General features: G+C 54.6%; 14 protein-coding genes and 1 pseudogene. 9 read left to right on the forward strand and 6 right to left on the reverse strand.

Translation table 11 applies throughout. The features are described 5' to 3' along the window. Positions 1–150: 150 nt before the first annotated feature. A pseudogene (locus tag ACODSJ_RS02535) lies at positions 151–443 on the reverse strand (integrase core domain-containing protein); the annotation flags it as partial. A 322-nt stretch (positions 444–765) separates the two neighbouring features. Here ACODSJ_RS02535 and ACODSJ_RS02540 point away from each other — a divergent pair. The 5 genes from ACODSJ_RS02540 (at position 766) to ACODSJ_RS02560 (ending at position 12,144) form a co-directional block, all read left to right on the forward strand. After that, positions 766–3,498, forward strand: coding sequence for an NB-ARC domain-containing protein (locus tag ACODSJ_RS02540; RefSeq protein ID WP_489100237.1), 2,733 nt, complete (start codon positions 766–768; stop codon positions 3,496–3,498). Positions 3,499–3,643: 145 nt separating this feature from the next. Further along, a complete protein-coding gene (locus ACODSJ_RS02545) occupies positions 3,644–4,918 on the forward strand; it encodes a DUF6602 domain-containing protein (protein WP_489100238.1) in 1,275 nt (424 codons plus the stop codon). 369 nt (positions 4,919–5,287) lie between these two features. Then, on the forward strand, positions 5,288–7,942 hold the full coding sequence (locus ACODSJ_RS02550) for a PD-(D/E)XK nuclease family protein (protein WP_489100239.1): 2,655 nt from the start codon (positions 5,288–5,290) through the stop codon (positions 7,940–7,942). Then, positions 7,942–11,340, forward strand: coding sequence for a UvrD-helicase domain-containing protein (locus tag ACODSJ_RS02555; RefSeq protein ID WP_489100240.1), 3,399 nt, complete (start codon positions 7,942–7,944; stop codon positions 11,338–11,340). Before ACODSJ_RS02550 ends, ACODSJ_RS02555 begins: the two co-directional genes overlap by 1 nt. A 255-nt stretch (positions 11,341–11,595) precedes the next feature. Beyond that, on the forward strand, positions 11,596–12,144 hold the full coding sequence (locus ACODSJ_RS02560) for a GIY-YIG nuclease family protein (protein ID WP_024698759.1): 549 nt from the start codon (positions 11,596–11,598) through the stop codon (positions 12,142–12,144). A 583-nt stretch (positions 12,145–12,727) separates the two neighbouring features. On the opposite strand, the gene ACODSJ_RS02565 is transcribed toward ACODSJ_RS02560, so the two are convergent. Both ACODSJ_RS02565 and ACODSJ_RS02570 read right to left on the reverse strand, forming a co-directional pair. Continuing rightward, the gene (locus ACODSJ_RS02565) at positions 12,728–13,513 is read right to left on the reverse strand and encodes a hypothetical protein (RefSeq protein WP_489100241.1); all 786 of its coding nucleotides are present in this window, start codon (positions 13,511–13,513) and stop codon (positions 12,728–12,730) included. 6 nt (positions 13,514–13,519) lie between these two features. Next, the gene (locus tag ACODSJ_RS02570; RefSeq protein WP_489100242.1) at positions 13,520–14,413 is read right to left on the reverse strand and encodes a helix-turn-helix transcriptional regulator; all 894 of its coding nucleotides are present in this window, start codon (positions 14,411–14,413) and stop codon (positions 13,520–13,522) included. Positions 14,414–14,756: 343 nt separating this feature from the next. On the opposite strand from ACODSJ_RS02570, the gene mblB reads away from it, so the two are divergent. The 4 genes from mblB (at position 14,757) to ACODSJ_RS02590 (ending at position 20,379) form a co-directional block, all read left to right on the forward strand. After that, on the forward strand, positions 14,757–15,929 hold the full coding sequence (mblB, locus tag ACODSJ_RS02575) for an anti-phage 6A-MBL system MBL-fold protein (RefSeq protein ID WP_489100243.1): 1,173 nt from the start codon (positions 14,757–14,759) through the stop codon (positions 15,927–15,929). Beyond that, positions 15,926–18,178, forward strand: a complete 2,253-nt coding sequence (cap2-3, locus tag ACODSJ_RS02580) for an anti-phage 6A-MBL system cap2_3 protein (RefSeq protein WP_489100244.1) — start codon at positions 15,926–15,928, stop codon at positions 18,176–18,178. Before mblB ends, cap2-3 begins: the two co-directional genes overlap by 4 nt. 236 nt (positions 18,179–18,414) lie before the next feature. Continuing rightward, complete coding sequence (locus tag ACODSJ_RS02585) at positions 18,415–19,230, forward strand: hypothetical protein (RefSeq protein WP_489100245.1); 816 nt, start codon at positions 18,415–18,417, stop codon at positions 19,228–19,230. Between the two features lie 480 nt (positions 19,231–19,710). Then, positions 19,711–20,379: an HNH endonuclease gene (locus ACODSJ_RS02590; protein WP_489100246.1), complete on the forward strand. Its 669-nt coding sequence runs from the start codon at positions 19,711–19,713 to the stop codon at positions 20,377–20,379. Between the two features lie 60 nt (positions 20,380–20,439). Here the strand turns inward: ACODSJ_RS02590 and ACODSJ_RS02595 are convergent, their stop codons facing one another. From ACODSJ_RS02595 to ACODSJ_RS02605, 3 genes are read right to left on the reverse strand one after another with little or no spacing between them, the layout of a single operon-like run. Further along, positions 20,440–22,620 carry a protein kinase domain-containing protein gene (locus tag ACODSJ_RS02595; protein ID WP_489100247.1) on the reverse strand — a complete coding sequence of 727 codons (2,181 nt, stop codon included), beginning with the start codon at positions 22,618–22,620 and terminating at the stop codon, positions 20,440–20,442. Beyond that, positions 22,617–23,420 (reverse strand): PP2C family serine/threonine-protein phosphatase, encoded by an 804-nt coding sequence (locus tag ACODSJ_RS02600; protein ID WP_401367448.1) that lies wholly within the window; start codon positions 23,418–23,420, stop codon positions 22,617–22,619. The genes ACODSJ_RS02595 and ACODSJ_RS02600 overlap by 4 nt, the downstream gene beginning before the upstream one ends. Beyond that, positions 23,365–24,042, reverse strand: coding sequence for a vWA domain-containing protein (locus ACODSJ_RS02605; RefSeq protein WP_301279497.1), 678 nt, complete (start codon positions 24,040–24,042; stop codon positions 23,365–23,367). Before ACODSJ_RS02605 ends, ACODSJ_RS02600 begins: the two co-directional genes overlap by 56 nt. Positions 24,043–24,257 lie beyond the last annotated feature (215 nt).

Genomic DNA, 24,257 nt, shown 5'->3' on the forward strand with positions numbered 1-24,257 from the left:
ATCGCGCTGAAATGTCAAAGATAAACTGCTTACTCAGCACAGCTGGTCTGGAAAATCTTCAGGAAGTTTAAGCGCGTCGGCCATCCGTCCTTGGAGAGGATAAAGAACTGGGTAATTCCCCCATTTTTTAGTGCTCACCAGAATTAGAGGTCAGGCCGCGAGGGCCAACTTCTGTTTGGGGATTAAGCCTCCCAGGCCCATGTTTTGCCGTTCGTGATTGTATGTCCAGATCCAACGCGTGGCGTGCTCTTGCACCTCGGCGATGGAGTCAACAAGTAATGTCCCACCCAATCGTAGCGCGCCGTATGGTGGTTGTAGCGCTCAACTTAGGTATTTTGCCACTGATTACCCGTCTGGATATGCTCCAGGCGGATGCCGTGTCGGTCAGACCAAAGCAGCAACTTGGTGTTGATGCACTCCGGTCCGTTGTCGCTGCGGATAGCAATCAGTGCACTGGCGATTCTAAAAGCAGTACGATCGTAGTCAGGAGTTCGCCCCACTCGATTTGTCCTATGGGTGACCGTTCAATTACGCTCCGAATTTTGATGGATCGAGGCTGAACCGCCAGCCGCCGAGCATGGCGATATGATATCGTTCAGACGCGCGCTTGGAATTGGGAGGATCCACTGAAAGAACCCACACGGAAACACCGACGAGCCACATCCGGCCAGCTCGGCAGTCTCGGCTGTATGCTGCAGAAAGCGGTTCCGTGTTGTGGTAATCCAAGTGTACGCAGGACAGCGATTAATCATATGGAGAGTCACAATGCGTGAAGCGCAGCGAGTAGAACATCTGGAACGGCTGATTGAGGGCATCAAGATCGTCGGTGGCGGTTCCGTTTTCGAACGGTTCGGTGCCAAGTTTCTCGACCACCACCTCCATGCTGGACTGGTTCATCGCGGGCTCAACACGCAACTCAACCCGATAGGGGGCACCGTCGACAGCGTCGACGATGCAGGCGAAATCGCCGCCGAATACTCCATAGACAAACAGTATTTTCATGGACACTGGAATAAGCCGTCCAACGATCTGCTACACGTCCTGCGCAAGCACCCCAATGTGCAGGACATCTACCTAGTATCTTCACAGACTGCCACCGTGCAGGAAGTTAACACCGCCAAAGAACGGGTCAGTGCGTGGCCCGGTTTACAGAACCGAACCATTCACTACTACGATGCTCGCCGGATTGCCGAAGTCATCGTTGATGAGTTGCTGCTTGACGATGCGGCAGTTCGGGCTCTCGTCGAACATTTGCCGGTACTAGAGCGAGTATTGAATGAACACCAGGCAACCCTCATCCTGCCAGCAGTAGATCCCTGCCGAGTGGAGTTGCGCACTGTCGAACAGGCTATTGAGACAGCATTGAACGACGCCAACCCAGTTGTCGCCATTTCGGGTTTACCCGGTAGCGGCAAATCCGATGCCGCAGCGGCATACGTTAATGGCCGAGGCAACCGTTACCAGACGCCGATCTGGGTCGAAGGTGCAGAACTCACAAGAGTTTCGGACCTCGCCTCGCTCAACTTGTGGCGCGGAGGGGCCGACCTCAACGTAGCGGGGATGCTCAGAACGCGGCACTGCTTACTGGTTATCGACGATCTTCCCCCGCATATCAGCCTGAATGATTTGAAGCCGCTGGTAAGCCCAGGCAGTCACATATTGGTGACGAGACGTGAGACTGAGGTGGGCGATATTGAGATTCCAGCGCTCACGCCATCGGAAGCCAGGGAGATCCTGGATCGCAACATGGCCACGCCCTGCCCCGAGGCAGTATTGAAGGCACTGATGACTGTCGTCGGAGGCCATCCTCTGAGTTTGGCACTGGTGAACAAGGCCGTATTCGCAGGTATCCCTTGGAGCGAGATTGCCGAAGACTGTGGCAGTCTCACTGAACTCGCTGACGGACGCGAGCGTTTGGCTGATCGTATTCTAGGCCATTTGAAATCGCTGTTGTCGGCGGAGCTCGCGGTCTTCGAGTGGGTCGGCCAATCAAGCTGCGACCGCCGCTTCTTGCGATCCATCATTCGTTTACCCGGCATGCTGAAAATTGGCGGCCAAGGCTTACTCGCAGCGGATCGACCGAATGTCGTTCGCCTTCATGATGTGGTTTATGCAAGCCTCAAGGTTCAAGGATGGCTGACGCCTGAGCGGGCAGCAGACCTCGATCAACAATTCGAACACCACCTGACCGTGTTGATTGAGGAGGAAAGCTTGGCCCTTCGCGTATTGGCCACGAACATTCGCACCAAACTGGAAACAGCCGCCAAGACCCGCTTCTCCCCTGCCGTCCTGGTCGCCTTGTTGACGGTATGGCGCCCGGAGGAGATGAAGCCAGACGTCCTTGAATCACCCGAAGCCTATCTTGATCGGCTGAAAGAACGCGCCACACCGGTTAGTTATGTGGAGGTCCGGTTGATTCTCGAAGCCATTGAGAGTTGGTACCGGTTCGAAAAAGTTAAGTCAGTTGAGGCCGCCAAGGACCAATTGGAAATTCGGCTGTCTCTTTTTCCGCGTCTTCTAGCGCTCACCTTTAGCCATCCTCGCTCACTTGCCGAAGCCCAGCACCATTGGGGAAAGGCCTTAAAGATCCTGAAGCATACCGAAGCTGCGGCTGAGCAGTTCGAGGCGGTGATGGCCGGCCCGATACCACTGGAAGCGACTCGTCTGCAACTTATCCGACTCTACGGCGATGAGCGCGCCGTGGCACTTGCCGATGAGATTCTAACCGCCGCACAAACTCCGCAAACGGTCAGCAGTTCAGTTGTTCTCGGTGTGGTCGAAAACCTCAGCTGGGCCAAGGGATCCACTCTGAACAACCTTTTCGACAAGCATACCGAGTTGATCGAAAGGGAAATAATCGAGGCGGCAGATGCGGGTCTTGAACAAGCGTACACGGCGCTCGCATCCGTAGCGCGCCACTGGTCATGGCATGACCCCGCCAGACTCAAAAGAGTTTTTGACACCATACCTGTTCCCAACGCAGAGACGGCTGACGACCAGGCCTCAGGGGCGATCGGCGAGGTCCTGTTGAAGCTAGCTAAGTCCCAATGGCCGCCGAACCGCGATCAACAATACGAGGCTGTTCGCTACTACAACTCAATTATTCAGCCGGCCCCTTACCAACTGCAAAAGCATGGTGAGGTACTGATCGATCTACAGCAGTTTCCGGAAGCCGAGACGGTATTGCGACGGATCCCCGACCACGACGCCGACGCGTTCGTGTCTCACCGACTCTCGCAGGTAAGACTCGCGCTAACAGACAGCCCCGGTGCTCTGATCCTCATCGATGCCGCCATTCGGAACCTTAAGGAGGACCAGCAAAAGTACCTGGGCACATTCTTGGCTCACCGTTACAAGGTGCGAAATGCTCAAGCGGATCCAGACGCCGTTGCAGATCTTGATAAAGCTATCGCCCTGACCCCGCCCGGAAAATATCGCAGCTCCCTGGAGCGACAACGGGGGAAAATCGATCAAGCAGCCCCCTCTGCTGATCGCTAGGAGACCAACCGCCTGAATCGCAACGACCGTAGCTAACAAGCCAAGCTTGTTGGGACGGCGGCGGCTCGCTGACTGCCCCCGTTGCCCTTGTAGGCCTTACCTTCAAGCGCCCGACTATGTGAAGTTTTAAGGAGAGACTATAAGCATGTACGCGTTATCGGAACTGCTGAAAAAGATCAGGGATCGTGAAAAGGTCGTCCTCGATGAACACCAGATCAAACACGCGCCTACCATTGGTAAAATGTACGAAGGCCTTACCAAGGAACTCTTGAATCAAAGCAAGCTGGATGAGTACGGCGTCAAAGTAGTTTCGGGCTTTATGCAGGTGGGCGAGGAACAGTCTGTTCAGATCGATTGCATGATCGTGATTGGCGAGGGTGTTCCTGTTCCAAAGACGGATGAGTTTACTTATCCGACTCATCAAGTCCTTGCGGTTATTGAGGTTAAAAAAAACCTTATGGCCACCGAAATAGCCGATGCTTACGACCATCTCAATGACACGCTGCGATTGTCAAAACTGGATTACCAGCGCCAGGAAGACGAAAACACGCTTGAGTTCAGCACGGCTCGACCAGCGGCCGAATATATGTGTTTGTTTGGCGAGCCCGCACCGCGATATGAAGAAAGCCGCAGTCTGCCGTTCCATAAGCGTGTGGTCTACCACACGCTTGTCCGCGAACGTCTAACACCGGTAAGAATTGCTATCGGATACAACGGTTTCAAGAGCGAACAAAACTTCCGAAACAGCATCAATAGGTTTTATGACAACAAAGTCAACAAACAGGGCTACGGTGTAATCAACATGCCTAACTTGATGATCAGCGACGGCTTTTCCGTCATCAAAACGAACGGTTTGCCGTACCAGGGATTTTGGAGCGAGTTGGATGGTTGGGGGTGGCTGGCCTCCAGTAGCAGCAACCCCTTTCTGTTGATCTTGGAACTCCTCTACGACCGAATCGAGCTCGCGCTGGGTGTAACGGTTGATCGGGGTCCAGACTTGCAAGAAGAGGTTCTCCACCCGCTCATGCTCGCTAAGCCGGTCCAAACTGAACAGGGCATGGGTTGGAGCTACATGGTCCTAACTTCACGGCTACCGAAAGACGAGCCGCAGAGTCGAGAGTGGACCCCCCTGGAAATTTCCAGCTTTCAAAAGGATCTGTTAGCGCTGGTCCATGAGCATGGCGAATTGTCTAACGACGATGATCCCACTCTGACCAACTTCAAGAAGCGACACACCATTGAGGACATCCATGGGCTTGTCCAGCCTTTGCTAGAGGCTCGCTTCCTGCTGAGCAGTAACGGCACATTATCAGTTGGCCCCACCGATCTGGCAGTGGCGAAGGTGGGTGAAAAATGGTACTGCGGCAATGATGCTGGCGGTCGCTTTAAGCAATGGATCACCCGACTTTCCCATCAATAGAAGGCTAGCAGGCTCGAACGTCCAATCATGTGGGCTTTTCTTGTGAAACTCGGGCCTTGCTATAGAAATCGACGCGAACATCGATCAGACAAAAGCCGCACTCAAGGCCGTCAGTTGTCTGGACCCAGGCGATCTTGATTCGACATCTCTCGGATGTGGAAAACATGCTGCACGAAAAATGGGATTGGGCACTACCGGATTCGTTGCTGATGAAGTCTTTCGCTTCAATATCGCTGGATATCTCGACCGCAGTATTTTTCGCCCAGAAACAGTCAACGAACCGAGTTTAAGCTAGTCGAGGTCCATTAGATTGGCGGGCCAGCACAATACAAGCGCTTGATCATTACGTATCACTCTGAAGGAGCAGCGATGTCTTTTGCGAAACGTTCGACCGTTGTAGTGCAGGGCCGCCTAGCCATGCGCCATCAACGTCTGGCCTTGGCCCGAGAAGGCCGCCATGGCGTCCAAGTGATGACTTTTGAGCAGTTGGCGGTTCGATTGGCAGGTGGATTCACCTGCCCGATAGACGACGAAAGCCTGCGCGCGGCCATTCAAATGGCCCTACCCTGTGTAGGTTTGGGTGAACTGGACAGCATCAAAACGCTTCCCGGGATGACTAACGCAGCGACGGAAACATTGCGTAAAGCTTGGTATGCAGGAATCGAGTTTGACACGCGCGCGGCCGAACATCCCCGGTTGGATGCCATCGCTCGCCTGGAAGCAGCAGTACTCGATCAACTGCCTGCGGCGGTGCTGCGCCCGCTCGATATCGCTGCCGCCGCCCAGAATCGTATTGCTCATGCCGCAGTAGTCCTCGGCGAGGTGCTTATTGAAGGCTTGAGCGACCTACCTCCCTGCTGGCGGCCGCTACTCATAGCACTGGCCCAAAACGTTTCGGTACAGTGGAACTTCGGTCCGAGGCCAGTGCCCGATTGGTTGGATGGCAGTGCAGTCAGCGTTCAACAGGCGCCCGCGCAAACACCTGCAATCTGCGCAGTTAGCGCGGCAACGACCTACCACGAGTCCATTGAGGCGATGCGGTGGGTGCGAAAACTGCTCGTATCTGGTGTGCCTCCCTCCGAGATCGCGATCGCCGCCTCGTCCACCACCGAATACGATGAACACTTCCTGGCTTTGCGCGCTGATGCCAACCTCGATCTGCATTTCGTTCACGGAATCAAGACCGTCAGTACTCGTGAAGGCCAAGCAGCGGCTGCATTAGCCGATATCGTGGTTTACGGCCTGTCGCAGTCGCGTGTCCGCCGCCTGGCATCTCTTTGCCGTGATTCGGCAGCCTGGGAATCGCTACCCAAAGGCTGGCAACGCATCCTGCCAAACGACGCGCCACTTCTGAAAGTGAAGTCGTGGGAGCAACTTTTTTCGCGCCTGGAGGCCAGTTCCTGGGTGGATGGTCAGGACCATACGCCTACATTGCTTACCAGTATTGAACTGCTGAGCCAAGGCCCCGAAGCGGCCACGCAGCTCGGGAAAATGTTTCTCAAAGGACGCGCGTTGACCATATGGAACAAGGCGCTTCAGGCCGGGCCGGCGGTGTCCATCGACCAAACCCTGGAAACCTTGAAGCAGGATGATGGGCTAGATTCCTGCATATCGATCGCCTGGATGCCTGCCAGCACCCTAGCTGCGTCGCCACGACGTTACGTACGTTTGATAGGTCTGAACGCGTCCCAGTGGCCGCGTGCTGTGGACGAGGATCGGCTGATCCCGCCCCATGTCATTCCCACATCGCTGCTCGATCCACTGTCGCTCAATCTCGCTGATCGTCGAGACTTCGAGATCATCCTGGCCAGCACCGATGGAGAAGTCGTGCTGTCCCGCGCACGCAGAGACAAGGACGGACGTTTGCTAGGACGAAGTCCGCTGCTCGGCTCGCAGCCCGAGGAAGCCTATTTGCGCCGCCACGCCGTACCTGAGCATGCTTACAGCGAGACCGACCGGCTCATGGCGCGCCCGAACGAGCTACAGGCACAACCACAAGCGTTGAGCGCGCAGCGTTGCTGGATCAATTGGAGAAGCACGGCCATAACCGCCCATGACGGACTTGTTCGGGCCAAGCACCCCTTGATTGATGCGATCCTCGATCGTACCCAATCGGCCAGTTCACTTCGCCATTTGCTTCGCAATCCAATTGGTTTCGTATGGGCCTATGGATTGGGCTGGCGCGCCCCACAAAGCGCTAGCGAGCCTTTGGTGCTCGATGGTGCGCAGAACGGCAACCTGGTCCACGAAATTCTCGAGAAGGCCTTGCTCATCATCGAAAAATCAGACGGCCTGGCGAATGCCCCTGATACCTTGATCGAAACCGCAGTTGCCACCGCGGTGGCTGATGTTGCCACCCAATGGGAAACCGAACACCCAGTGCCTCCCCGAATTATCTGGGAACGTACGCTGGAAGCTGCTCGCACGATGGCAAATTGGGCACTGAGTGAACGCGAAGGAGTGCCGTCGGATTCTCGTGCCTATGCCGAAGTGCCCTTCGGCGGCTCAAGCTCTGAGCCTTCAGTAACATTGCCCTGGAACACCGCCGAATCAGTGCCAATTCCTGGTACGGGGTTCAATATCACCGGCTACATCGATCGACTGGACCTATCCGCTGATGGAGCTAAAGCATTTGTTCGCGACTACAAGACCGGCCGCAAGCCAAAGGATGAAATAGAGCTGGATGGCGGGCGCGAACTGCAGCGCTGCCTTTACTCCTTTGCGGTAAAGGCATTGTTAGGGGATCAGGTTGCGGTGAGCGCTTCACTGCTTTATCCGCGTGATAAGACCAGTCTTCACCTCGCTGACTCCCAAGACGTAATGAACAGACTCACCGACTATCTCCAGGCGGCAAGGACAAGCCTGGTGAGTGGCGTGGCGGTACCGGGCACTGACGCGGGCATCAACTATGACGAGCTCGCATTCGCATTGCCCGCCAATGCAAGCGCCACTTACTGCAAACGCAAACTACCGGCCGCAACGGAAGCATTGGGCGAAGCCGCTAATATCTGGGAGGAAAAATGATGAGCGCGCTAACCAGGGTTCTCAAGGATGACAATGCGCGCTGGCAGGCGATAAGCCAGCACGATCGCTCGTTTCTAGTGGAGGCCGGAGCAGGCTCCGGCAAGACTGCTGTTATGGCCGGGCGCATCGCGCTGATGCTGGCCGATGGCATTCGTCCGAGCAATATTGCTGCGGTGACCTTCACCGAGCTCGCCGCCAGTGAGCTGCTGGTGCGCGTACGCAACTTCGTTTCCGAGCTTTGCTCCAGTGTCATCTCAGCCGAACTTCGCGTTGCGCTCCCCAATGGGTTGTCCGAGGCGCAGCTCGAAAACCTTCACACCGCCCGCGCCGCAATTGATGAAATCACATGCTCAACAATTCATGGCTTCTGCCAGCGCTTGATCAAACCCTACCCGGTTGAAGCTAACCTCGATCCGGGCGCTGTTGTCATGGACGCCCAAGCGGCTGAACGTACATTCAATGGGATCGTAGATGACTGGCTGCGAGAGACGCTGAATACCAACAGAAGCAGCGTTATCGCCGAGATGGTGATGCATAGCCCTGATGAGACCCTGACACTCATCCACCTTGTCGCCGACAAACTGCGCCAGCACCGTGGGGTTTCGGCTCCCGCTGCGGCCCCTATCCAGCTCGCTCAAATAGCACTCCAACGCGCAGCCGCCAACTTTGTAGCCTTCACCAGCAGCGCGAGTGCGCATGAACCTGAAACTGTGATTAAAGCCTCACAATTGGCTGAGCTTGCAGCCGAACTAAGCGCAGGCGCATCACTGGAGACGTCTACGGGGACGGTTCGGGCTTTGGCGCTACGACCCCACCAGGAACTTTGTACCCAAGCGGGCGATTTCAAAGCCTATAAATTCAAAGGAAAATGGGAGACAGCTGCCAAGCTGGCAGGCTTGTCGAAGGCAGAGGGGGCTCAGCTCAACGATCAGGCACAAGCTCACTATGAGGCGTGCCGCCAAGCATGGACTGAGATACAGCAATCGGCTGCTGCTCAAGCCTTGGCAGCCGTGATCGAAGAAACTCAACAGGCCGTAGATAAATACGGTGAGTACAAACGTTCCACTGCGAGGCTTGATTACGACGATCTGATATATACAGCGCGCGATTTGTTGCGCGATCATCCCGAGGTGTGCAGTGCATTAGGGCAACGCTTTGTACATGTACTGGTCGACGAATTCCAGGACACCGATCAACTTCAGGCAGAGATCTTCTGGCGGCTTTGTGGAACGCCGGGCAGTACGCCTGACGACTGGACAACGTTCCAGATCCGCCCTGGCGCGCTCTTTCTGGTGGGGGACCCCAAGCAGGCCATTTATCGATTCCGCGGCGCCGATGTCAGCGCCTATGTGCAGGCTCGCGAGGCATTCAAGGAGCAGGCCCCAGACAGCCTACTCGCTATCAGCACCAACTTCCGCTCATGCTCGTCGATCCTCACTTACGTCAACGAGCGCTTCCAGGGCATCTTATCGTCACCCGGGCAACCCGGTTTCACCGCGCTTGAGGCTTTTCATGGCGAGCGTGAAACGCCCTGCGTTGCTGCACTGAATATTGCTGCTGCAGGTGCCGACGGCAAGTCCAGCTCTGAACAACAACGCGATGCAGAAGCCGAAGCCGTCGCCGATCTCTGTGCGCGCCTGATCGGTAGCCAACCAGTCGCAGACCGCAATGGGACCGCCACCCGACCCTGCCAGCCTGGAGACATCGCTCTCCTCGCGCCCACCGGGACTGATCTGTGGCGTTACGAACAAGCGTTAGAACAGCGCGGGATACCAGTGGCTACGCAGGCTGGCAAAGGACTCTATCGGCGTCAAGAAATTCAAGATTTGATCGCGCTAACCCGAGTGCTGGCCGATCGGCGCGATACGCTAGCACTCGGCTCGCTGCTGCGTGGCCCACTGGTCGGGTTGAGCGAGGAAGAACTTCTGGATGTGGTGTGGGCGCTGCCACGAAATGCAGATACACCGGAACGACTTCCCTCCCTGGATCTGAGCACTGGGAGCGCAGACGTCACTCATCCACTGGCCCGTGGGATTATCGAAAAGCTGCAATCACTCAATCGGCGGGCGAATTCAACCACACCCCATGCACTGTTATCCCAGGCGGTGGATATGCTGCAGGTGCGCCCGTTGCTATTGCAGCGCCATGGGGCCCAAGCCGAACGAGCCCTGGCCAATATTGACCTTTACTTAAGCTTTTCGACTACCTATGCAGGCGCCGGCTTACGCGCCTTCTCTGAAGCGATGGCCGCAGCCTGGGAAGATGAGACCAGGGCAGTGGAAGGCCGCCCAGATGCCCAGGAAGAAGCAGTTGCGCTGGTGACGATGCACGCCGCAAAAGGCTTGGAGTGGCCCATTGTAATTCCCATCAACACAATGACCCAGATCATGTCGGCAAGCGGTGCCGTAGTTGATCGACATAACGACACCCTCTATTGCAAGGTGCTGAAAATTTCGCCGGCGGGTTATGAAGCCGCTATGGATAAAGAGAAAGAGGAACTTGAACGCGAGCGTATCCGACTGTGGTACGTAGCAGCGACGCGTGCTCGAGAATTGCTGGTACTTACGCGTCACGACACAGTTCCTTCGAAATCTGCATGGGCCAGTCTGCTCGACCTGGACCTAGCGAACCTTCCGGAACCTCACCTCGCGGATTGGCCTGCGCATGTCGTTGTTACGAATGGGCTAGACAGCAACTACCAGACCCGCGAAAGGTTTGCTAGAGAGGCTGAAGCCATTGCTGCGAGCCAGCCACAGTTGTGTTGGCTTGCACCGAGTCGCAATGAAGGCACCGGTGGAGCTGTACTTGAAGAGGAAACGATAGAAATTTGGACAGGCACCTCCGTTGATCAAACGCACGATATGGAAACGTCGCCACAGGTGCAAGGCGGCCGCGAACGTGGGCTTATTCTGCACAAGCTTATGGAGGAAGTGCTGACTGGCGAAACCGATGCGCAGCTGGTGTCGCTCATTGATCGCGCTCGTGAACTGATCCTGGCACTTGGACAGACGCCTGTCGCCGACCCAGCCACAGGTCTTGCCTCGGAGGAGCTGGCTAGTTGTGTAACCAGGACCCTGGAGCTACCCGAGGTCGCCGCTCTGCGGAAATTTCTACTTCCAGAATTCGTGGTCTATTCAGCGAAGGCCGAAGACGGGCAGGAAACTGCTACCGTCGGTATCGCTGACGCGCTGACATTTACGGAGTCTGGATTACCGGACGTCATAGTGGACTGGAAAAGTGATGTAGACCCTGCGCCTGCTGCGCTCAAGCACTATCAGGAACAGGTACAGACCTACCTTGATATTACCCACGCCATGCGCGGAATGATCGTATTCATGAGTACAGGCCGTGTCGTTGAGGTACGGCCCACAAAGGCTCTCGTGAATTCAATCGTGTAACACTTCAACGAAAAGTCGCCCCTCGACTGGCGTGAAGACGGCCGCTGTAGTGACTCCAGCCGACACCGTCCATCTTCCGCCACACGACTTCCGTGAAAGTGAGTTCCGCAAGCTGCGCCAATGCCCCCATGTGGCTCCGAAGCATTGGCTGCATTGCCTGACGAAAATGAACGCAATCGCTCGCCAACTGCAGCAGACAGCTGCACTTACGATATCGGTATAACAAGCCCCAGAAAAAACAGGACCTAAGGAAAAATGATCGATCAGTCGTTACTGAGCGGGATCGCAAGCCATTTCAACAGGCTTGCCAAGCAAATAGAGAAGCTCACCTTTGAATCTGAAATGAAAGCAAGGATTCCTTTTTCGGCGATTCACAAAAATTGCCTCGAGGAACATATGAAGGAATTGCAAGCTTGGGTAAAAAGCTCTCCAACCCGCACTTCTTACATTTATCGGATATCGACAGAAGACAGCACCTCCTGCAAGCAATTTTATGACGCGTTCAGCCACGCAAAATCAACGAAGCATGAGGGGCGCGCCTATGCACGTATTCATAAGGAGTCAAACATATTTTATGTTGGCAGCTCCAGTTCCTTGATGAGCAGATTCAAACAACACTTGGGGATGGGTCACAAAGACACATACGCTATGCACATCAACCGCTGGCTACCCGATATTGAGGGTGAACTGCAAATTCAGGTCTGGCGATTTTCAGCAGACGTCCCTGCTGAGGTCATTCAAGCGGTGGAGGATGGTCTTTGGACCGAGAGTAATCCTATGTTTGGACGTAAAGGTGCACGATGAGGTCTTTGAACAGCCTACAACTCCAGGCACGATAGCAATATGAGAGGCCTCAATGGCATCAGGCACTGGTTTTCGCAGGCAAAACAGACGTCTATCAGAGCCGCATGCGTCATCGTCCGCCGCCCCCCAACGACGGTCCACAGGCTTTGGGATACCCAGGCTATTGTGATCGTGGCTCGGATACCATGGCCGGTAAGCTAGGCCCAGAGTGTTCTCAACGATGGTTTAATCGGACCGCCATGGCTTGCAAATAGATAGCCGTGACCAGAGCGCATCGCGCCAAGCAGATGACGCTCGATTTCGGGCCTGGGCTAAGGCTGGCACAGAGTAAGGAGGAACGTCTTGCGGCCGCTTGCTTTGCTTGCACATCATCAGCTGTGACTATTTCAAAACCTCGGATGGAGAAATCCAGAGCCCTCGCTCCAGATCAAATTGACTTGGTGTCGCAAAGCGAAGCTCATCAATACGTACGCCTGTTAATAGCAACTGCAACCCAGTCGAGCCTGCTGGCTGCCGCGATAGCATCATCAACCGAGACGGTCCGACTGAACTTAGTTAGAGCCGCTCGCAACACTGGCCAGCCCTACTCTCCCGCGGCGACTTTGGCCTTGCGCCCTCTTGGCGCCGGCATAGTCACAAGGCATTCAAACAAACGCTCCGCGTACACAAAACCCATTCGCTTGACCGCATCCTTGTCGAAATAAAAGAGCCATGCCAGCAATAAGGCACCCGAAATGAGAATGGTAAGCCCAGCGGCAAGACCCGGGTCAGCAAAGTGGATCAACTCGATTTGTGGAGGTTTGACACGAAGAACGCCGGCAATCAAACAGCCATAAACCAGTCCGCAAAGGCAGGAAAAAATGCCGACGGCTTTCATGGCTACCATGTTGCGGTGAAAGCCGTAAGCGATGTTCTCCTTGAGTAGCAATTGCTTGTTGGTGCGAGTGAGTTCCCTGAGTCGTTTTGTTGCACCGATATAGATGTCGTCTGCACTGGCCGGATCGCTCGCCTCCTCCTGCGCGGTTGGCATAGCAATGCCTAGCTTTGAAGTGATCGCGGCGTGATACCTCTGTTTGCTGATGCGATCTAAAAATTTGTCACTGTGGCGTAGCGCCAAGGTGGTCGGCATCCCACCCCATAGCGCGACCAGCTTTTCTTCAAGCTTTTTCCCACGCCCGCGGGCCACGCTGGCGAGCGCGTAAATGGCACCACATCCGCCAAGTAAGCCAATGACACTGGTCAGTACCGGGTGTTTTGCGCCGTAAACACACAACAAGGGGACGAGTAACGGTAACGAAACCAGCAATCCCGGAATGACCCGAGCTTTTCGCTCATACGGGTCTTTGACCAATTCAAATATCGCGATCATAAAAGCCTATGGGTTTAGTTCATCGATGAAGGGTTGAATTTCTGTGCGATTTTTTAGATAGATGTGCTGCACCTTCGGGTCGAGGCATTCGTCCAGCAATCCAAGACTTTTGAGCGTGTAGAGAAGAAACGCCTGGCGGCACGGCAACTCGGCCTCTCCGTCGCGCATGCCGTAATCTCGCTCAACCACCCTCTTCTTGGGCGTCTCCAACTCGGGGTTTGCGGCAAGGATCAAGGTTACATAGGTATGCCACTGGGTATCCTGGGCCGGGTCGACAGAACATTCTTCAATCCCATCAAGGCTCAAGATCCTGATCAGTACAAAATCGCTAAACCGTTTGCGGTTGTGACAATACGCTCGCACATGCCAACGGGAACCGTCATGTCCCAGCGAATGGGGCGACAACAAACGCTTGGATACCTCCAAAGAAGTCATCGACTGGTAACTGACATGAATCGACAACTTTTCGCGGATGGCCTTGATGACGGCGGCAACGATCGTTTCATCCAGCGTTCGACCAGGTCTGGGCACAAAATCAGCTTCAGGTACAGCCCCTAAAAAACTGCTCGAAGCGTCAATGATCCCGGTTCTGGTAGCGAGCAATTCCGTTAGATACTGGTGAGCGGATGATTGTGGGAACACTGCCTGGAAGTCTTGTGTAGCCACGTAGGTTTTGGAGCTGCGGTCATATTCAAGATTGTTCGGCGCCAACTCAGTGTATTTGGCAATGTCGAGCGAAGCCTGAGGCACCGACACACCAAAGTATTCCGTCAAGTCAGCTCTATTGATACGCCCTTCCCAGCGCAGTCGAAAATCGATGAACTGAAGACGACGATCCGCGCCCCAGCTTCGACTTTTGGTTTCCGTGGAAGGTGATGTATTTACAGACGACGGTTGCATTGACTGATCCAAAAAATAAACGGATATAAAAACTATTCGTATTGAATATATACGCGTTTAATGGCTGTTCGTCCAGCCGACATTCCTGAGTTCACAAGCCGTTTGGCGCAAGATTTCCCTTACTTCCCCTTGGTCTCGCCCCGCACTCTCTCAGGGCGACTATCTCGCTATTTCCTTGAGGCCGGGTCTCCTTTCATCCAGTCAATGGGTCGTAGCCCAAGCCCTTAGGTCGCCGACCCTAAATCGAGTATAAAAAATATTCGTATAAAAACTAGACGAGCATAATTTCTATGCGTATCTTCTGTCGTGCGATCAAATTTCTAGCAACGCTTTGGGGAACTGAATGTCAGCGAAAATTACGTTTTTCCCGGTGGACAACGGCGACATGACGCTGGTGCAGCTAGCCGACACGGCAGCCACCACTCTGCTGATCGACATGAACATTCGTGTCGCGGCCGATGACCCAGCGGACTCGACTCCAGACGTTGCGACGGAGCTGCGAAAGCGCCTTCGGTTTGATCAAAAAAAACGGCCTTACGTTGACGCGTTGTTGCTGAGCCACCCGGACAAGGATCATATCAGTGGCTTGGCGAAACACTTTTGGTTGGGATCACTCGATGACTACCCCGATGACAATCTGCAGTGGCATGAAAAGCGCATTGTCATTCGCGAAATGTGGTCATCTCCGATGGTGTTTAGACGCCGCTCGAAACACCACACGCTCTGCCTGGATGCCGTCGCCTTCAATAAGGAAGTCCATCGCAGGATTGGGCTTTGGCGCACATTGCGGTCTGCAGTGGAAGGCGACCGCATCAAAATCATGGGTGAGGATGAGAAAGGCAAAACCGACGATTTGCTGCCCATCGTGATCAAGACTGGTGAGAAATTTACCCAGATCAATGGCGAGCCCTCGTTCCTGTTCTCGGCTCACCTGCTTGCGCCCGCTCCTCTGCAGGACGATGACACTGAAGAAATGCTGTCCAAAAACCACTCCAGCGTCATTTTGAACATTGAACTGCAGGCTTCAATCTATTCGTCCAAGCGCGTCAGGTTCTTGACCGGAGGGGACGCAGAAGTGGCCATCTGGAAACGCCTGTGGGAAAAGTACGAAGACACTCCAGAAGTGCTTGAATACGATTTGCTTCAAGCGCCCCACCACTGCTCATGGCACTCCCTTTCTGTCGACAGCTGGTCAACCTACGGCAATGACGCCGAGCTCTGCCAGGAAGCCCGTAACGCACTCGGGCAGGCTCGAGAAGGTGCAACTATTGTTGCGAGCAGCAAGAAGATACTGGACAACGATGACAACCCGCCGTGCATCCGGGCCAAGCGCGAATACCTGTCTATCTTGAGGCCAGTGGATGGCATCTTCCATTGCACGGGGGACGGTAAGCGCCCGGAAACGATCGAGTTCGAAATCACCTCCACTGGAGTGTCCAAAATTGTCGCCGGTGTCGCTGCAGGGGTAGGAGCTAGTGCCGTGGCTTCCGCTGCGCCAAGGGCGGGCCGCACATGAATGAGATCTACGAATGGGGAACACCGATTGGTGAAGGACAAAAGGATTCGCTACATCCAATGACGCTTGGCCTGATTCAGGCTTGTCAGGATCATCCGTGCATCGAGGTGCTGGACATCCGAACCGTCGATGAAGGTTTGGGGCCGGAGCAGGCCATCGTCATTGAGGCGGGTGATGGCACCATTGAGTCAGGCAACCCGGGTCGCATCCGCAGGCGAGAAACCCTGGCGATAACAGTGAATCCGCAGACCGACGTCCCGGTGGTCGTGCGTACCTTGCGCAAGGATTTCCCGGGACACTCCCATCAACACGGCACACACCTGAACACACCACGCGCCCTCTGCCTCTACAATATCGTGTGGAGCGCTGTTGAACGCAGCTGGACGCCAGAACGCTTTTTGGAACGGATGTTCTGGTGGTTACGCGAGACGTCTCAGCTACGGCTGCATCGAGACGATCAACCACTGGAGCAACTGTTTTACAGCAGTCGCTACCAGTTGATCCTGCCTTCAAATTATTTGAAGCAGTCTGAGGACAGCGGCAAAAACCTGATCATCGAGGAAATCACGGGAGCACCGGGACGTCAGGTTACCTTGCGGGGAAGGTTCGATGACTCAAACAATCCTCGAGGTGTGGGCCTGCAGTCACTGAAGCTGTCTGTCGACGGTGTCGGTTCATCACAGGTGGAAGCCGCCCCCCAGACACTTGGTCAACTCCATGACCGCTTGGTCTCCCGTGGAAGTGGGCTAAAGGAGCCATTGTTGAGCAGCGTGTTTGATGCGGTGACCGATCAGGGATTAGTCCCTGAACAGGCTGGCGATATCAAGGCGATACTTATCCTGGTCTGGGTGCCGCGCACGGGTAAGGATGGCATTGAACGGTACGACGTGCTGGGCTATGCGCTCCAGAGTTCGCTGCAAGCACTCGGTAACGCATTCGGTATGTTGCACTTCGACAGTGAAAAGCGTCGCTGGCATCGCACGACTTTGATTGGCGATGCCGCACAGAGCGATGAAGATAGCGCATGGCGAGATCTGGAAATCCTTTCAGTGCAAATCCGCTGGGGGATCGGAGCCGAAGGCGGACGCCAAATGTCCGCGATCAACCCTGACGATGCTGACTTCGATGGAGTGCTCGCCGGCGTAGGCTCTTTGGGCGGAACACTTGCAGACATCTGGCTGCGTGAAGGCTGGGGTCGCTGGACGTACATCGATCCGGATCAGTTGCTTCCCCACAACCTGGCACGACATGTCGGATTGGACAGTGAAGTGGGCTACGCGAAAGTCGATGTAGTCCGGCACCATGCCCAAATGGTGTTTCCCGACGAACCTGCACCTAAAGCGATTGCGGGTAGCCTGACAAGCCAAAGTGAAAAGGTGATCAGCGCGTTGGGTTCAGCGAGTTTAGTGATCGATGCGACAACGACTTTCGACGCGCCTCGCGATTTGGCTGAGCGTGAAAATGCCCCCCGCACCGCCAGCGTGTTCCTCACCCCTTCAGGCCTTGCCAGCGTGATCCTGTTGGAGGACGCGAGTCGTACCCTGCGCTCCCCCGCATTGGAGGCACAATATTACCGAGCGATCCTCAACAGCCCCTGGGGAAAACCGCACCTTCAAGGTCACTTGGGGGATTTATGGGTAGGTGGTGGCTGCCGTGACATTTCGTTTCGGATTCCGCTTGAGCGCATTCACTTGCATGCAGCAATCCTTTCGAAGCAACTGCGCAAAAGTGTGCTGGGCGATGGCGCGCGAATCTGCGTGTGGACAGTGGACGAAGAGACGGAAGCTGTAACCCCGATGGAAATCACCCCCCATCCGGTGAGCTCACACGCTCAGAATGGTTGGACGGTTACCTATGACGTTGCGTTGATCACCAAGCTCAAGCAGATTCGTGGCGCAGCCCTTCCCAACGAAACGGGTGGCGTATTACTTGGGGTGACAGACCTGAAGTCTAAAACCATCCTGTTGGTCGACACGTTGCTCCCCCCCGCTGACAGCCAAGCAACTCCCCACCACTTCATCCGAGGCAAGGTCGGTCAGGAAGCCGCATTAACAGACGTACACGAACGCACGGCTCGAGTCGTCGACTACGTGGGCGAATGGCATTCACATCCTGATGGTTACCCTGCGACCCCCAGTGTCGATGATCGAACGCTAATCACGTCGCTGGCGGGCTTGATGTCCAGTGAGGGGCTACCCGCCATCATGATCATCGTGGGCGAGTATGAGATCACTTTCCATGTTGAGTGATCAGCCAGCGCGGCGTCCTTAACACCCACGATGCAGCACCTATAAGGCACTAGCCAAAGGGGCATGGCAGGTTGCCCCTCTGCTTGCGGAAACAGCATTCAACCTAGGAGAAATGATCTGCTGGTATCAAATTTGCTCGCCAAATATTTCGAGTACCAGGAAAGTAAAAATCAACTAATAATCTCGTTAAAATAATTCAAAAGCATCGAATCTTAAACAAACGAATAGGTCATCCCATGTCTGGATCAGTAGAGCTTTCGAAAGAAGAATTATTTTCCCTGGTTGAAAAAGCGGTCAAGCCTCAGTTCTTTTTGCTCATATTCAGTTTCGTTTTGCTCTTCGACGCTTCGCTAGTACGTTTTCACCACATCGGACTCTTTGAACTAGGCACTTCGAACCTGAGCACTTCAACCGTTGGCATCACCTTGATTCTGACCTTCCTGGCTTTCTCAGGTTTGGCTTCAATGATTCTGCCTTTTTTATACATAGCATCGATCCAACTCTATATTGCTACGGTCTATAGTTTCTGTCTGTGGTTGAAGCAGAAGATCGAACCGGACAATGAGCCTATACACTATACAGGGCTAAAAAGACGCGAACGTGATCGTGTTCGTCCATGGGAACTGCGAGAGGAAGCACACAAAACACAAAGCGACTTCCTCATTCAGCTCTATAACGCCTATGACACGACTCGAAAGCAAGAGCAAACTAACCAACGAAGAGTCGAATTTTTTGCATTTTGTACACTGTGCTTTCTCGTACTGAATTGCTGCCTACCTAGCTCACCCCAAGCGCAGACCTTGGCCCAGATGAGCATTACATACTTTTCAACGACTACACACATTTGGCTAAGCCTATCTGTTTTCGCCGTCATGGCATTCCATTCGTTGCACGATGACACCTACGAAAAACGATGGATCTATTGCCCGCCATTACATAACGCCCTTGAAGACAAAGACGAAGAGAAACGCAAACAGGAACGTCAGTTCCAGGAAGAAATCAAAATTCGCAGTGAAATCAGCAGAAGACGCCGCGAGGAGACACTGGAGTAGTTGAAGAGAGTTCGACAGTTCAAAACATAAGCCGCCCAGGCGGCTTATGCCTGCAGTGACCCGATTTTCTATATTCATGATTGATATCGGGCTTCTTCAGCGTCGAACGGAGAAAATCTTTGACAGCAAACAAAAAGCGGACGCTTGTCTGAACCACCCAAAAACCGAGCTGGGTGGGCTCACGCCACTGCAATTCGCGCAAAGTGAGTCCGGACACTAAGCAGGATCTTTCAATGCCGACATTCGCCAGCGCCTAGCGGTGATTGATTTGAATAATGTCGAAGTCAGAAAGTCATTGGCCTTGAAGGTCGAGAAAGAGATCACTTCGTTACAGCGCCGGGCCCAGGAGGAGCAATTGATGCTTCAAGAGGTCATCCGCAAACATGAATACACTGCAAGCCGAGGCAGAGCTCAGGTCTCCCTAACAGCTGACGTTTTCTCGATCGCTAACAGAGCCATGCCAAGGACTGGAGGCTAGTAATGGCAAATCTTTATGCGCACAAATTATGGGCGGCGTTCAGGAGACAAGTTATCGAATTGGACGGTAGCCAGTGCGTCGAATGCGGGCGATCAAGGGACGATGGCGTCGTCCTGCAGGTTCACCACAAACGCTACATCAGTGGACGTAAGCCTTGGGAATACGAAACCTCCGAATGCGAGACCTTATGTCAAGGGTGCCATGCTCGAGAGCATGGTGAGATACGACCGGATGCTGGGTGGGAGTATGTAGGCGAAGAAGATCTAGGCTACCTGAGCGGCAACTGTGAACTGTGTGACAACTCGATTCGTTATGTTCACTACGTGCAGCACGAACACTGGGAGCAAATGGGGGTCGGTACTCATTGCTGTGACAATCTCACAGGGACGAGAGAGGCGGCAGAAGGCCGACGACGGTTAGGGCGGTATAGACGATTCATATCCTCCGCCAAATGGACAGCCGGGAACGACCTTCTCAAGATAAGACATTGTGGACTCATCATGGCGGTTGTCTTAGAACAACAGGGATGCAAGCTGATCATTAATGATGTTCAGGGCCGAAAGACCTTCACAACCGTACTCGCCGCCAAGAATTTCTTGTTCGAGTTCATGGAATCTGGTGAAGCCGCGAAGTTTGCCGAACGGCAAAAAGCGAAAGCGAATAAATCCTGAGCCCCCCAACTCCCACCTCCTAACTGAGCTGCCCATCGCCCAGAACAAGACCACTACACTTCAGCCTCTTGTTCCTTTACATGAGGGATATTTGGAACACCCCCAGAATTGGCTTCCAGCACGCTTTCCCTTGCGAGCCGTCCGACGAACCATAGATGCACCACATATGGGGCAGGCATTCGATGCTGGCGAACGCGCAGGGCCAGTTGCAGATGAGTGTGTTGGGGTCAGCGGCGCCGGGCTTCGAGCAGGTTGAACTGGAGCTCTTTTGGGAACCTCGATGGTGACGACTGCAGGTGTGGGCACATTGATCCCCAAGACCGCGCAATCCTCTTGGGCCTTTGCACGCTCGGCAAGTGCCTGCAAGAGAGATTGATCGGGCGCAGAATTAGCGGATAGGCATCGTGGCGCCGCAGTTTGTAAAGCAGCCAGGCCCGAACGAAGCTTTTTCTGCAAATCAATCTGTCTAGCCGCTGATGCGGAGCGCGCTGCGTTCTCGGCTTGGATATCAGATGGATCTGGCGAGGGGTTGTAACGGAACTTAGCCTCGTGACTTTGGCGCCATGCGAGCATTTTTCCAGTCAATGCCTCACCAAACCCCGGCACCGCACGAACCGCAGATGCCGTTATGTCAGCAGCAGTTTCAATACCAAATGAGGTCAACGTAGCAGTCTTCGCAGGCCCGATGCCCGGTATTGTTGCCCGTCCTATCAGGAACCGATCCAAGAAGTCTATTCGCTGACGCGCCTCTCGTGTCGACTTCAGTTTTATCAGTACCTGCGCGAGATCCCCCTCAACCTGCCGATATCGGGCCACACAGTCTTCCAAGTCGGCACGTAGAACAAAAATCTCCTTCAGGCCAATGCGCTGCAAATGTGCCATCGATAGCAAACGCACCCGACTATCAGCATCCACGTAAGCCCTGCGAAACGGCGCTGGATCTACCTTGGCCTTAGTGAGCAATGCTACCAAACCGTAAACGCCCAGGCCTCCCCAAAGGAGTCCTAAATGCGGCACGTTGAAAAAGCCGATGATTGCCGCCAATAGTGCCAGGACACCGTAGATAGCTTTCTCTGGACCGTTGCTCTTTGCCTGAGTAACTGCCGCACTGGGCGGGCCTACATTTCCGCTCCAGGTAGGCAGGGCTTCTTCCGGCCGAGGAATCCGCACCGCGCGGATAGCCGCCCATACAGCTTCAAGATCGAAGGGCCCCGCCGTAAGAACATTCCCCATGACAAGCCCCAATGGGAACATTTCGAAACCAGACTGACTTGCTAGCCGACACCAAAGACAACTTCCTGCCGCACTAGGAAAGTAGTGAGTCGGGACATTTACACATTGACGCAAGCCAGCTTCGAGACCTTGAAGCAAACTCACCCACGCAGCCGGATCCGGACGGGAAGTAGCAGCAAGACCGAACGCCGACTCAAATGCAGCGGCAACCGACGACGGGAAATCCGCCAACAGCACCGAGCCGGGCGGTGGTGTGGTACGTGTTTCGTCGCGTCGGACAATTGAAAAGGCAAAGCGGTGCTGTGCAATCGACTGACCCAGGCTAAGATCCGCACCACTAAAACGGCCGGAATAGGGATGCTTGCCCATGACCAGCAATTGGAAGATGGCAACTGCGAGTCCAAAGTTGTCATGCGCCTGAGTACGCTTGACGCTACTAAAGCTGACGCCATGGAGCTCTGGGGGCGTGAAGTCCTCCATGCCAACAACACAGGGATAGGACTGCCCATTCAAACTAAACTGAAAACTATCGGCATCAATCAGTGCGACGGTGGCGTCCTGCGCTACCAGAACCCCGGAATGGTTGAGATCCCCAATAATACAGCCAGCTTGATGCACCGTTGCGACGGCGCGCGCGACGTTTTGCGCCACGCGTACTAGAAACCGATAGTCAGCTTTGGGAAATTGGATTTTGCGTGACTTCGGGCTGTACAGCTCATGGAGCGGCCTATACCCCGCAACCAGTCGCATAGAAAAACCAGCGAAGTTGCCCGAGGAATCAGTAACCACCTCAGATGGGAAAGCCACAAGAGTGGTCGCGTCCGCCAACCGCCCTTCTACCATCGCCCTAACCTTACTTTCGCGGGAGCGCCGAAGCTCAGCCTTGTAGATTTTCACTGCACGATCGGTACGTCCCACCAGCGCGTACACATCCCCCTCGCCTCCTTTGCCAAGGCGCTTATCGAGTTGCTCATTCTTACCGGCGATACGTACCGGTGGAGAGTTCATCGACATGAAACGAGGATGAGAGTCTTGTCGTCATCCGTTCGCTCGCAGAGCGCAGGACTGTTCAGGTATCGCGCAAGTGCGCCTGACAATTCAACCAAGCGTCCCTCCCCTGCTACTTGGTCGACCGGATTGATCATCGGATCAAAGAACCGAGCAAAGGGCTGCTGTGTTGCTTGCTCCAAAGCGACTGACTCCAATCCATCCGAAAATAAAGCGAAGGCGTCATACTCAAGATTCAAATTGAAGGTACGCAGCCGAACCTCAGGGTCATCCGTAACGAAATAGGTCGTCGACGCGAACTCTCCGTTTTCTGGCCAGCACAAGGCCTCCCATACACCAGCCTTACGAGCGACAAGCGCACTGTCGCCAATCTGCAAAGCCAAGACACGCCCTTTGAAAACCACCAGCATCACCAGCGTCGCAGCGAACTGTCGCCGAGTCAGACCACGCCGCGCGGCTGCCTCGGATAGACGGTCTCGCACCAGATCAATCCAACACAGGATCAGCTCATTATCTGGCAAGCTGTCATTACGTTCGAACCATGATCGGAAGTTAGCTATCAGGCTGCGGCAAACCAAGGACGCGCCTTGCCCACCGTAACTCGCGCTGCCCGCTCCATCGGAGACTACCGCACAGAACGTATGCGAGTTGATCCGAGTAACGCTGTAGGCATCCTGCTTTCGCGTCCCAATGCGCTGATGGGACGTGCCGATACACGACGCAGCCGCCCAACGCCAGCGAGGATTATCCAGCAATGGCCCAACCCTCTGGACCAGTCGGATTGGCAAGTGGAACGGCATCCCCTGGATTGGACTGCGATACGGCGCTTAGCGAGCTGGAAAGCCAAGCAAAGAGCTCGCGAAACGCCAATCCCTTCAGCTTCAATGGCTGACGTGTACCCAACTGCGAGAGAGACGACATATCCGCACCGTCAACACCAACGGAGTAGAACATGAATTCTTTACGCTCTTCCCCTTCATGGACGCGTCGGCGCGCCTCCTGCCAATCATCAGTCGGAGCACCATCGGTAATAAGAAATACCCAAGGGCGGTAGTACTTGACGCCATTGGCGCGGTAACGATCCTTGCGTTCGCGCAACAGATCCAGTGCTCGCACAACAGCCTCCCCCATTGGCGTTACACCACTCGCTTCCAACACTTCGGGGAAAAATCCGTCGACTGTCGTGAACTCGGTACGAACGTTGACGGGACCAAAGGTCACCACTGCCAACTCCACACGTTTCGCCGCCATCGCATCAGCGTACAAGTCATCTTTGAATGACTGCAAAGCATCGTTCAGCATCTGGATTGGCGCCCCATTCATAGATCCAGATGTGTCCAACAGAAGTATGCAAGGGCACCGTTGCTCGGGATTTTCAGCAAACTCCGCGTCTGCAAACGGCTGCTGCTCGAAATCGCTCATCTTGTCCCTTTATCCTTTTCCATGACGAGACTGTCGTGATAGCACGATACCAGCACGTACTAAAAAACGCACAAAATTGATCCGAACAGCGCCTATCTCATGTGAGCTGTCACGGATGCTGTCAGTGCATAATGGCTAATTACTAAGATGCATATAGGTTCGCTTCACTCGATCGGTGAGAACGCCGGACACATCAAACAGGGCTTGGCCAAGCA

Source organism: Pseudomonas sp. FG6 (assembly GCF_057809015.1).